This is a genomic window from Cohnella sp. GbtcB17, from assembly GCF_019091135.1.
Taxonomy (GTDB): domain Bacteria; phylum Bacillota; class Bacilli; order Paenibacillales; family Paenibacillaceae; genus Cohnella.
The window spans coordinates 1-14,080 of sequence record NZ_JAGXJW010000003.1; the positions used below are offsets into that span (position 1 = coordinate 1).

The following is a 14,080-nucleotide window of genomic DNA, read 5'->3' on the forward strand; positions in this document are numbered from 1 at the left end:
GGTGTCGGTGTCGGTGTCGGTGTCGGCGTCGGTGTCGGCTCAACCAGTCGGAATCGATTCGATACGACCTCCGCCGCGTTGCCCGCCAGATCTGCTGCTCTCACGTGCAAGTACCAATCGCCGTCCGCTTCGCTCTTCGTCAACTCGGCGCCGTTCGCAAACGTCCGCCAGCCGTCCGCCGGTGCGGAAGAATCCGTCGTCCAAGCGTATTGGAGCGTCGATTCATCGATGCCGCTGCCCGCATCCGTCGTCGTCGTCCGAGATGAAGCCGATGATCCCGCTGTCTCCTGACCGTTCGGGGAGAACGCGACCAAAGGCGCAGTCCGATCGATCCTCACCCGCAGCTCGTCGAATTGCACACGGCCCGCCTCGTCCTCCGCCTCGAAGAAGATCGCGTGGTCGCCTTCCTCCGTCAGCTCGATCGGCGAATCGTTTGTATAAGCTTGCGGGGAACCGCCATCCACCGCATAGGTGAACGACACGAGCCCGCCGGCTCCCTTGGCGTACACGCTGACCGTGACGCTCTGCTTCGTCCACGCGCCGTCCGCATAAGCGCTGCCGTCCGCCTGCGTCATCGACGGCGTCAATATTAGCCCGCTCGTATTGATTTTTACCGTTCGCCGTTCCGTCGTCTCAAAGCCCGCCTCATTCACTGCCTTGAGATCGAGCACATGGACGCCGTCATCCGCCAACTCGATGCCGGCGCCGTACAAGGCCCAAGTCGCGCCGCCGTCGAGCGAGTAGACGATCTCATTAACCGATGCGGGATCGTCCTCTATGGATACACTCACCTTCACTGTCTGGTCCGTCCACGTGTCGTCCCGGTATTCGTTGCCGTCCGCCGTCGTCATCGCGACCGACAGCGCAGGCGGCCAGGACGGCCGACCGGTCACGCTGAGCAAAGGACGATTCGCGAGGTCGACGACGCTTCCCGAGCCGGCATCGTAAGAGACAAGAATATTCTGACCGACTCGCAAGGACTCGCCTACCGTCAGCGCGATGGATTGCGGACCGGTCTTCGCAACGTCGACGACCGTCGCGGCCGCGTCGTCCGCTTGAACGGCAAATCCTCCCGCGGATCGCAGGTTCACCTCTTCGTCGAACGTCAGCAGGATGCGGTTTGGCCGTTCGCCCCGTATACTGGCGATCGTGGGGGGCGCTGCGTCCTTGCCTATGTTCGCCGCAATGCCTCGAAGGGCGGGATAAGACTTTCCTTGCTCGATCGTCCAAATCCCATCGAAATTCCAACCGGAGTAAGTCGCCTGCCGCTTCATGGCGGCAGTCGTCTCACCGCCTCCATGACCTGAGGTGGAGGCATCGTAATATCCTGCAGCAACGATGGATACGATGGGGAATTCTCTTCCCACTATACCTCCGATTTCCGAACCCGTACCCGTTACATAGCCTGCGGCATAGGCGCGGTTGACCGTACCGACATGCCTTCCGACCAGTCCGCCGACTTCGGAAGTGCCCGACACGGCGCCGATGGCGTAAGCATCCTCGACCAAGCTCCCCAGATCGGCGCGGCCCACGAGCCCGCCGACCGCATAAGTGCCGGAGACGTCGCCTGCCGCATAGGACTGCCTGACGACGCCGGGAATCATGTTGCCCACAAGGCCCCCGACATTGTCGCCTCCGCTTACGTCAGCCGTCGAGTAGGATAATTCGACCGTACCGCCTCTATTGTCTCCGACCAGTCCGCCGCTTGCATATGCGCCGCGGATGCTGCCGCCATCCACCCCTATGCTGCGCACGAGACCTTCATTGCCCAGATAACCGATCAGACCGACCTGGCCGGTACTCGGGCGGTTAATGCGCAAGCCGCGGACGGCATGCCCCTTACCGTCCAATCGACCGGTAAAGCCCTCCTGCGTCGAACCGCCGATCGGTGCGAATCCCGCCCCTGTTCCGGCGCTCGTGGCCCACATGTCGGCCCGGCTCATATCCGTGAGCGCCGTACCGAAATTCACATCATCCGCAAGTGTATATTCGGCCGTCAGATCCATCGCCGCTAGCTGCAGCTGATGGACGTTGCCGATCGTCTTCGACCATTCCGACCGGAGGAACGGCCGGGTCGAACCGTCGATCATGAACCAGTCCGCGTCGAAGTCGAACCCTGCATAGCTCGCTTGACTGAGCGCATGTGCGGTATCAAGGCCTGTCGCGACGCAATATACGCCGTATTGGTCGTTGTTGTAGCCGCAGCCGTTGGTTTGAAGCGATGACCCCGAATCCCAGTAGTTCGTCTTCATCACGGCCCCGTTGTTGGCGCCGAGCACGCCGCCGACATCGCCCGCGGCAGCGGCGACGGCGCCGGAGGTATGGGTGTCGCCGATATATCCGTCGACCGCCATGCCGACCAGCCCGCCAACGATACGATCTCCGCTGACGGAACCCACGTTGTACGAGCGGCTCACGCTGCCGCCGTTCAGCGAACCGACCAGCCCGCCGATGTAATAACCGCTTGCTTCAACCGTGCCGTCGAAATAGGAGAGATTCAGGTCTCCTCCCAGCTTCTGCCCGACCAGTCCGCCGACGACCGTTTCTCCCGCTACGTCGGCTGTCGCGTACGACTTCGTCACCGTCCCGTCGCTTCGACCGGCCAGACCCCCGACGCCGTTCGTCCCGTTAACGCTGCCGATGGCGTAAGAAGCGTCAATCCGGCCAAAATCGTACCCGACCAGCCCGCCGACCGATCCGAATCCCTTGACATCGGCGATCGCATGCGAGCGCTCGACCGTCCCGTTGCTGTTCCCCGCCAGCGCGCCTGTGAAGTTGCCGCCGACGACGGAGCCGCCTTCCATCCCGAGATCCCGGACAATCCCGCCCGTGTCGATCGCCCAGAACAGGCCGACCCCGTCTTCGGAAGGGCGCTCGATCGTCAGATTCCGGATAATGTGTCCCGCTCCGTCGAACGTCCCCTTGAACGGTTTGGAGAGGTCTCCGCCGTACCCTTTCCCGATCGGCTTCCAGCCGCCCTCCCAATCCTTCGTTTCCGTCGCATCGATGTCCGCGGCGAGACGATAGTTCGCCGTCACGTCGTCCCGCACCGCGTCGAGCTGATCCAGCGTCTCGATCACGAAGGGATCGGCCGCGGACCCGCTGCCGCGCATGACCGTACCTTCCGTCTCTGCCCGAACGGATGCAGGCAGCACGCCGAACTCCAATGCCAGAACCGTCAACCATACGAAAACGCGCTTCATTGCTCCCATACCTTCCTTCTCCTGTTCGATAGCCGACAATCTTCCACAAGAATTATAGAAGATCCCTCCGGCTGTCGAATCTAACCGCGGTTATAGCCCCGGTTATAGAGAAATGGAAAAAGCGGGCGGATTCAGCGATCCCCCCGCAGTTCGCGCCCGCGCTTGATGGCTTCTATGCGGTTTTTCGCCTGCAGCTTGCTATAGATGCGATTAATGTGCGCCTTGAGCGTGCCCATGCCGATCCCGAGCGTCGCGGTCAGCGCCGCGTTGTCCATGCCCGCTTCCATGTGGCGGAAAATCGCGTGCTCCTTCGGCGTCAGAAGCGTCTCCAAGGCGGCCGGCGGGACGCTTGGCGCATCGGCCGCACTTCCGTAGCACGCCAGAATTTTGCGCACGTAAGCGAGCGCGGGCGCGTTCCGGTCCCGGATATTCCCCTTCTGTCGCTGCCGCACGTATTCCGCGAGCAGCTCCGCGACCGGCTTGCCCTTGTCCACGAACACCCGAACGTAGTCGTCGGGCTCGGCGTAGCGAAGCGCCTCTTCGAGCTTGAGCAGCGCCTCCTCGGTCTTGTCCGCGCTTTGCAGCATCATCGCCTGCAAAATCTGGAGGTCCAGCGCATCCATCGGACGATGTCCCTTGACGGCAATGGACAGCAGCTTCTCCGACAAGCCCCACGCCACCTGCCGCTCCCCTGTCTCCATCAGCACGCGCACGAGGAAAACATAAACGAACAGCTGGTACACGGATACCGGATCGTCCGCGGACAGCTTGTATCGTTCCTTCCATCGAAGCGCCTCCGTCAGGTCGCCTTGTTCGAGCCGCAGCGCGGCCAGCTCCGCCTCCAGGAGAATCGGCGCCGCCCGGGCTTCGTCTCTCAGCGCTCTCTCGCCAGCCTCCTCCAGCCATCGCTCCGCCTGCGCGAAGTCCTGCCTCGCTCGCCCGACCCGCGACAGCAACAAGCTGGCGGGAACGTATGCTTTTTCCGGCTGATAGGCTTCATGGCTGCTCCCCGCGAGCCCTTGCTTCAAATAGCGCTCCGCCTCCTCCAGCTCGCCCCGTTCGTACAGCAGTTCCCCGTAGCAGATCACCGTCAGATCCTGCAAGCCGATCCGTTCCATGAACGCAATCATGCTGGCGAAAAAGTCGTCCGACAAGCCTCTGGGCAGGTGCTTGCCCCGCTTGCCGTTGTACGAGCGGAATACGGAAGGCGCGAGCGGCATGTAAGGAGACGCGAAAATCAAGTCGGTTCCTTCGGGACTATGTTCAAGCGACAACCGAATATACGCCAACGCGCGGACCATGTCCATGTCGTACTGGGTCGCCTTGAAGTTCCGAACGTAATACAAATAACCCAGGTAACGGTTTTTCTCATCCTCTCCCCAATGGGACGAGGCGTCCTCGTAATGCCGCTCGGCCAGCCACAAATACCGGTCGGCCGTTTCCGCGTCTTGCGCCCACAGCAGCGAGAAAATGTAGGAAAAGTACAAATAAGGCCGCTGCATCAGCATCTGCTCGGGGATGGCCGCCAGCCAGGATCGGACCGCCTGGAATTCCCGGCGGATCATGACGCTGCGCATCTGCTCCAGGAGACGCATCGCTTCCTCGTACCGCTTCGCGGCCAAGTAATAATCGACCGCCTCCTCGAGCAGCTCCTTACGCTCGCACCACTCGGCGGCGGCTTGGCACAAGGCGCCGATCCTGCCGGCCTCCTGACGCTCCAGCCGGTTGCGCAGGAACGAGCCGAACAAGTGGTGAAACCTGTACCATTCCTTATGGTCGTCAAGCGGAATCAGGAACAGGCCGAGATCCGCCAGCTCCGCGAGCTTCGCGGCACCTTTCTCACCGCCGACCGCTTCGCACAAAGGGCCGTTCATCCGCACCAGCACCGATACATCGAGCAAAAAGCGCCGGGTCCGCTCGTCCAGTGCCTCGAACACTTCCTCCAGCAAATACTGCTCCACGCTGCCGCCTTCCGGAGAATAAGGCTTTTTGACCGCGCCCGTTCGTCCGCCGTAACGCCAAGACATCGCGATCAGCTTCAAGCCGGTCACCCAGCCCTCGCTCTCGGCCAGGCATTGCTCGATCTGCTCCCTCGGCAGCTCCAGCCCCGCATACGTCCGGAAGAACGCAATCGTCTCCGTCAGGTCGAACCGCATTTCTTCCGCATCGATGCCGTGAATCCAGCCCCGGCTGCGCCATCTCGCCTTGGCAAAGCCGATCGAGGCGCGGCTCGCGAACAGCAGGTGCACGGAAGGGGGTAGGTACTCCAGGAAAAAAGAAACGGAATCGACGATTTCGGGCGTCTCGATCAGGTGCCAGTCGTCCCACACCAACGCGAGCGGGCGCTGCAGGCGGTTCAACTCATTGAGCAAAATGACGAGAAACGGCTCGAACTGTCCGGGACTCAGCGCTTCCGCCGCGGCTTCGACCGATGCCGGCAGCGCGCCGATCGCCCCCTCGATAGAAGCCGTGACATATCGCCAAAAGCGAACTAGGTCATTATCCTTCTCGTCGAGGGACAGCCAACCGACGGGAACGTCCGCTTGACGGACCCATTCGCTGACCAAGGTCGTCTTGCCATACCCCGCCGGTGCGGTCAGGAATGCGGCTCGTCCGGCCATCCCTTCGTTCAGCCGCGCGATCAAGTGCGGCCGCGGCACATGCTTGGCGATCGGGCGCGGAACCCGTAATTTAGACAAAAGAATGCCGGGGCTGTTGTCGTTCCATGCGCTAGTCATCGTCCGGTCCTTCCTCTAGTCGGGTTTTCAATTTCTCCTTCTATTCTAGCAAAAAGATAGTCGGTGAAGGGATAGGCTTGATTGATACATCGTGTTTAAAAATGATACTTTCACGAAGTCCGGCAAGCGCCTTCCCTCATACCTCCTTCAATAATCCACGGATTGCATTCGTCAGCTTGGCGGGCGGATACGGCTTAACCAGGAACGTATCGACGTTCAGGTCGGCGGCATGCGCCTGCTCCTCGAAGGCGCTGGAAATGACGATCGGCATTTTCTCGAGCGCCGTGTTCGAACGGGCGGCCTCGATGATCGACCAGCCGCTCACGTCGGCTTCCAGCATTAGATCGACGACCAAGACGTCCGGCTTCAGCTTTGGCAAATCCTCCAGCGCCTTTCTCCCTTCGGAGTAGAGATGGACGCGAAACCCGCTGTTTTGCAGCTCGTCCCGCAGCATAATCGACAGGTTGCGGTCATTCTCCACGAGCATCACGTCGGCGGAAATCGCTGCTCCGGCCTGCTCGCCCGCATCCGTCTCAAGCGTCGGCTCCGGTTCATAAAAAGGCAGCGCGATCGTAAACGTACTGCCTTTACCGAGCTCGGATTGAACGGTGATGTCGCCTTTATGGCGGCCGACGATTTCCTTGACGATGGCAAGCCCCAGGCCGGTGCCCCCAATCTCGCGCCGGTCGGTATTGTCCACGCGGAAAAACTTGGTGAACAGCTGCGGGATCGCTTCGTCCGGTATGCCGAGCCCCTCGTCCTTCACGGTTACGATCACGCGGTTGTCGCTTCGTTCACACTGTACCCTTATATCGCCGCCGTTCGGCGAGTACTTAACGGCATTGCTGAGGAGGTTCGTAAACACCTGCGTCATCTTGTCGCGATCGCCGAGTACGGTCGAATCGGCCGCGTCGCAGTCATAGACAAAACGGTGCCTGTCCTGTCCCACGCTCAGCGTATCGATCGTCTCGCGGAGCAGCGCCGGCAGCGCAAGCGGCTGCATATCGTACACCTGCTTGCCGGATTCCATTCGCTGCAGGTCGAGGAAATCGTTGATCAATGCCGTTAGCCGCCGCGCCTCCTGATAGATCGTCGAGACGTATTTACGCTGACGCTCCGGCTTGAGCTCGCGGTGCAGAAGCAGCTCGGCAAATCCAAGCACGCTTGCAAGCGGCGTCCGAAGCTCGTGGCTGACGGTGCTTACGAATTCCGACTTCATCCGGTCGACTTCGTACTCTTTTGTAATATCCCGGTGGACAAGCAGATAGCCGAACAGCGTGCCGCCGCGGTACAGCGGCTCGCAGTAGATCTGGATGTATCGGTGAACCGGCACTGAGATCTCGTAATTTATGCTGTACGTATCGATCGGTGCCCCCGAGTAGATCCGCTCGACGAACTGCAGCAGCGGCTCCGGCTCCGCGATGCGGTCCAGAAGCAGGCTTTTGAACTGGTCCAGCGTCATGCCGGCCGTTCCCCGCATGCTGCCGCCCACGTTCAGCAGCTCCAGCCATTTCATGTTGACATGCAAGGTGACGCCTTCCAGATTCATCAGCTGGACGCCTTCCTGAATCGTATTCAGCATGCTTGTATTCAGCTGGCGTTCGTATTCGGATTCGGCATAGATCTCGATTTTGGAAAGTGCGAGGGATACTTGTCTAGCAAGCAACAAGATCTCGGCTTCCTCGGAGTTCCCGAACGTTTTGCCCACCCGCGTCAGCATGATAATGGCGGACAGATGGTTGTTGTCGCCTAGAATCGGCACGAGAATGTCCGTCGCACGGATCGCTTCGGTATGGTAACCTTTCTCCCCCTGCGTCGCTTCTCGCTCGATCGTATACGGCGCCAGCGTTTCCAGAATGCGGGCCATGATGCCTTCGTGCCAATGGTTGACAAATTGCTCGGCCGCCTGTCCGCTGAGACCGAACGAGGCGTACTCCCGTTTTTCGTTAATCAGCTTGATGATGCCCTTGTCCGAGCCGGTCACCTCCACCATGCCGCGGACGATGGACTGGAGCAGCTCCTGTTTGTCCAGCGTCGTTGCCAGCGACTGGATCAGGCGGTTTTGTTTGGCCAGGTATTGTTCGTTCTCTTCCATCTGTCGGAGCGCGGCAGTCAGTTCCTCCTGCTGCGCCTGCAGCTCGTCCTGCTGTGCCTGCAGCTCCTCGTTCTGGGCGACGAGCTCTTCTTCCTTCGCCCCTATATTTTCCATCATGGCTTCCAGCGATCGCGAGAGCACGCCGATTTCGTCCACGCGCCCGGTATAGCCCGTCTCCACGTGTTCGCCCCGGGCGAAGCGGGTTGCGGCATGCGCGAGATGCCCGATGGGATTGCCGATATCCTTGGCGACCCGCCTCGCAATCAAAATGGATATGAGCAGAATGGCGGCGATGTACAGCATAAAATATAAACTTTGGATGAAAAGCTCGCGAATCAGCTTGCGACTCTGATCGTCGACGACATCGCGCATGGTTTTCTCCTGCGCCGCCGACATGGAGATGATCTGGTTGGATACGCTGTTCGGATTGTATTTGATCAGTTCGCGAATCTCATCGTAACGGCCCACTTTCGCCTGGATGACCGCCTTCTTGAAGTTGCCGTCCGACTGGCCGAAGCTGTCCAGGAACGGCTCCGCCTTGCCCACCAGCGCCTCCTCGTCCTTGCTCATCGGCGTAAGCTTAAGCGCAGCGATGGCATCCCGTGCGAGGCCGATCTCCTTCTCCATGGCCTGAAGCTCGAAGTCCTCGAGATAAATCAGATAACCCCTCGCGCGAAGCACCGTTTCGTTGGAATGCTCCGCGATGGCGGTGATCAGCGCCAGCTTTTCCTTGAGCGGATCGGTTTCCGTCCTGTACTTCTGGACCAGATGAATCGTACTCCAGAGCACCAGAAGCGCGCCGATCAGGATCAGGATAACGGATAGGCTCATGAGCGCGGACAAGCGCGTTTTCAAGCTTTTGCGGAAAAAATTGCGAAATTTAGCCATTGAGCATTTGTCCCACCTTGGCAATCAGATCGAGCGGACTGAACGGCTTCGACATGAAGTCGTCCGCGCCGGCCTGCAGCACCTTGTCCTGTTCCGCCTGCTGGTTCTTGGCCGAGAGCATCAGAATGCGGGCGCCGCTTCGTTCGGGAAGCGCCCTGGTCTTTTCGATCACTTCGATCCCCGTCATCTTCGGCATCATATAATCGAGAATGATCAGATCGTATTCCCTCGCCGTGATTTTCTCCAGCGCTTCTTCGCCGTCGACGGCCGCATCGATCTCATAACCTTCGTCTTCCAGCGAATCCATGACCAGCATGCGCAGAATCGGTTCGTCTTCGGCAAGCAGTATAGATGCCATAAGCGTCACTCCTTCACGTTCGATTTGAAAAGGTTTTGCAGCACGTAATAGGACGCCTTCAGCCGTTCGTGATACGTCGGCAGCTCCCAACCGCTCCAGCTATAGACATTCATGTCCGCTGCGCGGAGCGTTCCGCCGGCAGCCGCTGGAATCGAGCCGGTTACCGTCCGGCCGCCGGGTTGATCCTTGTTCGCGGATCCGGCGTCATAGGCGACGGCCGCCATGCGAAGCCCGTCCGTCTTCGCCGCAGCGGCGAGTCCGTTTTTCCATACGTCGCCGTTAATTTCATGCGTGCTGGGATCTCTCACGCCCAGCAGCTGCCAGGGAATGCGCAGCTCCACCATGCCGTCCTTGTCCGATGCGCATACGTCCGCGAGCGAGTCGTAGGACGGGCTGTCCGGGTTCGCGTTGCCGAACCGCAGCATGCCTGTCTCGTAGGAGTCGAAAGGGATGTGCCCTTCGCCTTCCGGACGGTCCGGGATCACCATTCCCTTGTTGAGGGCAAGCCGTATCGGATGCCAGACACCGTTGTCCGGACGGGACGCGTAAGGCTGGTCGGGGATCATCTGCAGCTGGCGACCGTACTGGTAATGGAACAGGTCGTAATAGCTGTCGACCCAGATGCGCGATTGATCCGGCCCGCGCAGATCGACGGCAAAATCGAAGCCGGCTTCCGACCGCAGGCCGCTGCCTCCCGGTACGGTATGCTGTCCCTGACCGGCGGCCGAATCGACGAGCAGCAGGAACCCCGTTCTGCTCCAATCGATCGGAACCGACTTGCCCGCTGCGTCTGCCGTGTCGATCCGGATGTACACGTAGCGCTCGTCGCTTGCGACGCGGTAGGATTGGAGCTGAGCCGCCCCCGCCTCTTCACTGGCGGCTGAAGACTCAGGCTTTGCGGCTTGTGACGCTTTGACCGGCTTCACGCCCAGCTTGTCCCAATCGCCGCCGTCGCCGTCCGGATAAACGGCGGTCCGCTTGGCGCCGGGATCGAAGGCCAGTATGCCGAACTGCTGCTCCCCGGTCTGCGCGTTCGACCAGAACGGCCTTCTGTCTGGATTGTCGTAGTCCATCGTATTCCATGTCCGCTTGAACCACTCGTCCTGCCATGTGAACACAATGCCGCCCGCAAGCCCTTCCGCCCGGATATCCTCATACATCCCGGCATCGATATCGCCTTGCTCCTTCTCGGTATGGAACCCCTGGTTTCTGCCGCCTACGCTGCGGTGCGTGAGCCCGCGCGACGACGGCACGCCGAATTCGGCTACAACCAGCGGCATCCGATGCGCGGCCTTCAGGTCATGCAGGTAGCCCGCGTAGTTGTTCGGCTTGCCGCGCTGATCGACGTAAGACGTATACTTCTGCTCGTAGTTCAGAAACTCGGGATAATACGGATAAATGTGGTACGACGCAAAATATCCAGCCTTCATCGAGGCGGCGGGTACGATGTGGTTCGGATCCACGGATACCATGTCTTCCGTTGCGGAAGGCTCGGCCGGATGACTCAGCGGATCGGTCGTGACCCAGTTCGTAAAGCTCATCGGGCGCTGCCACCCGTACTTCTCCGTTTCATAGGAAGCCGTCTCGTCCATCATGCGCGCCAGCCAGCTTTCAAACGGCGAAGCGCCGTCCGTCTTGAAGTACGCCCCCTGAAAAGGCTGCATGCCCGCATGCTTCTTGTCCGTCGCGTCGACCATGGACGGATCCCATTCGATGCCCAGCAGCCACCCGATCACGTATTCGGAAATATCCGCCTTGTACCGGCCCGACGCGTGGCCCGGCTTCGCCGGAACATTGGCATTCCCGTGAATAATATCAACCGTGCGCCTGATTTCCTGAACAAAATCGTCCGTATTTACGCTGGCGTAGGCATCCTGCGTCGAGGCGAGATTTTCCTCGTTCGCCCAGACGCCATGCATCAGGTAAAGCGGCTCCTTCGCCTTCCGGTTGTAGTCCAGGAACGCCTCATAGAAGGCCGGGGGATGGATCGTATAGACACGGAGCACATTGGCGTGCATCTCCCCGATCTGGCGGAACCAGCGCGCATACTCTTCCTTCGTAATTGCCGCTTCACCCGGAAAATGCCCCGGCTTTGCGATCCCCATATTGACCCCTTTCACTGGGAGGTCGATCCATGTTCCGTTTCTGTATACCTGAAGGTATTCATCCCCTACTTTGCCGGACATCTTCACGCCGTCCAGCGTTGCATGCTCCGCCGCATGACGCGTGCCGCCGTTCAAGCGAATCCCTCCCCATATGCCCGCTGCAAACAGCGCCAGCACCGCAGCACCCAGGACGAACATCCGCGTACGTCTCCGATCTGCATCCTTTGTTCGACCGTTCACGTTATGCCGACACCCCCTTGCGTTTCATGGTCCCCCATCCGCGCTTGCCGACGATCCACTGCAGGAGGCCTTCGATGCGCCACCATACGGTGAGCGGCCTGTACCAGAACGATTCCGTCAAAGCGTAAGCGAACAGGCGAAGCAGATCCGACAGCCGCGGGTATTTGCGCAGGCTCCATTCCTCCAGCAGCACGGCCGTCATGGAAAATACGGAACCGTATAATACCGAGGCAGCGGCCAGCAGAAGCGCAAAAGGCCAGTAGGTAGGTCCCGAAGCGAAAAGAACCGCCATGAGCAGATAGGTCAACCCTTCGACCACCGGTCCCAGCAGCTCGATAAACAGAAAATAAGGCATCGAAACGAGGCCGACGGCTCCGTACTTCGGGTTGAACATCATGGTGAAATGCAGCTTCAGGCTCTCCAGCAGCCCTCTGTGCCAACGGTTGCGCTGGCGGCGCAAATATTTGGCCGATTCCGGCGCTACCGTCCAGCAGACCGGGTTGGGAATATAGATGATCTTTTTGCCGAGTTTGCGGTCGTTGTTCATCCGGTGCAGGCGCACGATGAGCTCCATGTCCTCGCCGACCGTACTCCGGCGATAGCCGCCGGCTTCCACCACCCAATGCTTGTCGAATACGCCGAAAGCGCCGGAAACGATCAGGAGCAGGTTATGCCTGCTGAGACCGATCCGGCCCAGCAGAAAAGCGCGCAGGTATTCGATCACCTGCATGACGACCAGCGGATTGCGCGACAACCCGATCCGGACGACTTCGCCGCTCTCGATCGTGCAGCCGTTGGCGATCCGGATGGAGCCGCCCGAAGCGATGACGTCGCCGTCGGAATCCAGGATCGGCTTCATGACGCGGAGGAACGAGCCCCTTTCCAGTACGGAATCGCCGTCGAGCGAGCAGAAATACGGGAAGCTGGCGTAATTGATGCCCGCATTGAGCGCATCCGCCTTGCCCCCGTTGGCTTTGTCCAGCAGGTATAAATTGTCGTACAGCGTGGATCGGTACACGACGCGTACCTCTTCGGTCTGCAGCACCTTCCGCACGTTCCGCGGCACGGGCACCATCCTGAACCGGTCAATCATCACATCCAGCGTCGCGTCGGTCGAGCCGTCATTGATCACGATGACCTCGTATTCGGGATAATGAATGCTCAGCAGCGACCGGACGCTGCCGTATATGCCGAGCTCCTCGTTGTAGGCGGGAACGAGGATGGAAATCGGCTTCGTATAGCTGACATCCAGCAGTTCTTCATAAGGATTGTTGTCGTCGAGCAGCGCCGTCCTGCGCAGCTGAATGGCCGACACGACCGTAAAAAACGAATAGAATCCGATTACGATCATCATGTATCCGAGTACAAGCCTGCCCGTCCACAACAGAACCTCGTGCAAGGCTTCAGCCATTTTCCAGCCCCCTTTCGGCCCACTCGGCGGCCATGTCTCTTGCGAACCGGTCACTGCTGTGGTCCGCGATGCGGCGAAGCAGCGGTTGGCCGTCGGGGAACGCGCATATCGATTGCGCCGCCTGGGATCGAACGTACCACGACCCGTCGCTCAGCATCGCCTGGAGGCTTGGCAGAAACCCGGCGTACCGGATGCGGCCGAACAGTCTGGCAGCCATAGCCCGTTCCTGCCAATCGGCCGACTCGGCATGACGAAGCAGACCGTCCCCATCGACGGATACCGGCAGCTCGCACAGCGCCTTCAGCGCCCGGATCCGGAATTCGGCTTCCTCATGGCCGAGGAGCTCCTGAAGCGTATCGGCATGCTCCAGCTTCCGCAGGATTCCGACGATATCTACTGCGGCCAGCTGCCAGTCCCGCGGATACGACACCCGTTCTTGCATGAAAAGGGTGAACAATCCGTCGCTCATCCGCGACAGAATAAGCCGGCGCTGGAACTCCGGGAGCGCGGGCGGCCGGTTCTTCAGCCGGCGAAGAAGCGCTTCATCCCCCCAGCCGGCAAGCGTCTTGCATATTTGCGCAAGCTCTGCGGCGGAAACATCGCTGTCACGTTCAAGCAGCTTCACAAGCTCGGGCGCAAGCCCCGTCATGCCGAACCTTTCGATCCGATACAGCGTGTTCATGCGGATGCTCCACTGCCGGCTGAAAAGATTGGCCCGATAGGCTGCCGTAAACGTGGATTCCGCATAAGACGTAATTCTCCGGGTCGCCTCTTCCCCGCTCATGACATCCGCACAGCTGTCAAGCAGCATCTCCAGCGCCCGGATTTGAACCGGTGAGCCGCCGGCGTCGAGGAAGCCCGATGTTTTGCCGTGAATGAGATAGGCGAACATGGCGGGGCGCGCCTCTTCGATCAGCTGCTCCAGCTGGCGCGCCAGCCGGTTGTCGGCGTGCTTGCGCGCGAGCAGATAGCAGAGGAGAACGAGCAGCACCGCCGCAATGAACAGTACAACCAGCAGGGCGACAAAAACTTCCGTCCGCAT

6 protein-coding genes and 1 pseudogene are annotated in these 14,080 nt (G+C 60.2%); all 7 read right to left on the bottom strand.

All coding sequences use genetic code 11. The annotated features are described in order from the left end of the window. Positions 1–3,212: pseudogene (locus tag KVT38_RS01795) on the bottom strand (hypothetical protein); the annotation flags it as partial. A 122-nt stretch (positions 3,213–3,334) separates the two neighbouring features. Beyond that, a complete protein-coding gene (locus KVT38_RS01800; RefSeq protein WP_217591978.1) occupies positions 3,335–5,941 on the bottom strand; it encodes a winged helix-turn-helix domain-containing protein in 2,607 nt (868 codons plus the stop codon). A 136-nt stretch (positions 5,942–6,077) separates the two neighbouring features. After that, positions 6,078–8,924 carry an ATP-binding protein gene (locus tag KVT38_RS01805; RefSeq protein WP_217591979.1) on the bottom strand — a complete coding sequence of 949 codons (2,847 nt, stop codon included), beginning with the start codon at positions 8,922–8,924 and terminating at the stop codon, positions 6,078–6,080. After that, entirely contained in the window at positions 8,917–9,282 is a 366-nt protein-coding gene (locus tag KVT38_RS01810; protein WP_217591980.1) for a response regulator transcription factor, read from the bottom strand. Before KVT38_RS01810 ends, KVT38_RS01805 begins: the two co-directional genes overlap by 8 nt. A gap of 5 nt (positions 9,283–9,287) precedes the next feature. Next, entirely contained in the window at positions 9,288–11,627 is a 2,340-nt protein-coding gene (locus KVT38_RS01815) for a hypothetical protein (protein WP_217591981.1), read from the bottom strand. Position 11,628: 1 nt separating this feature from the next. Next, positions 11,629–13,038, bottom strand: coding sequence for a glycosyltransferase family 2 protein (locus KVT38_RS01820; RefSeq protein ID WP_217591982.1), 1,410 nt, complete (start codon positions 13,036–13,038; stop codon positions 11,629–11,631). Then, entirely contained in the window at positions 13,031–14,080 is a 1,050-nt protein-coding gene (locus KVT38_RS01825) for a HEAT repeat domain-containing protein (RefSeq protein WP_217591983.1), read from the bottom strand. Before KVT38_RS01825 ends, KVT38_RS01820 begins: the two co-directional genes overlap by 8 nt.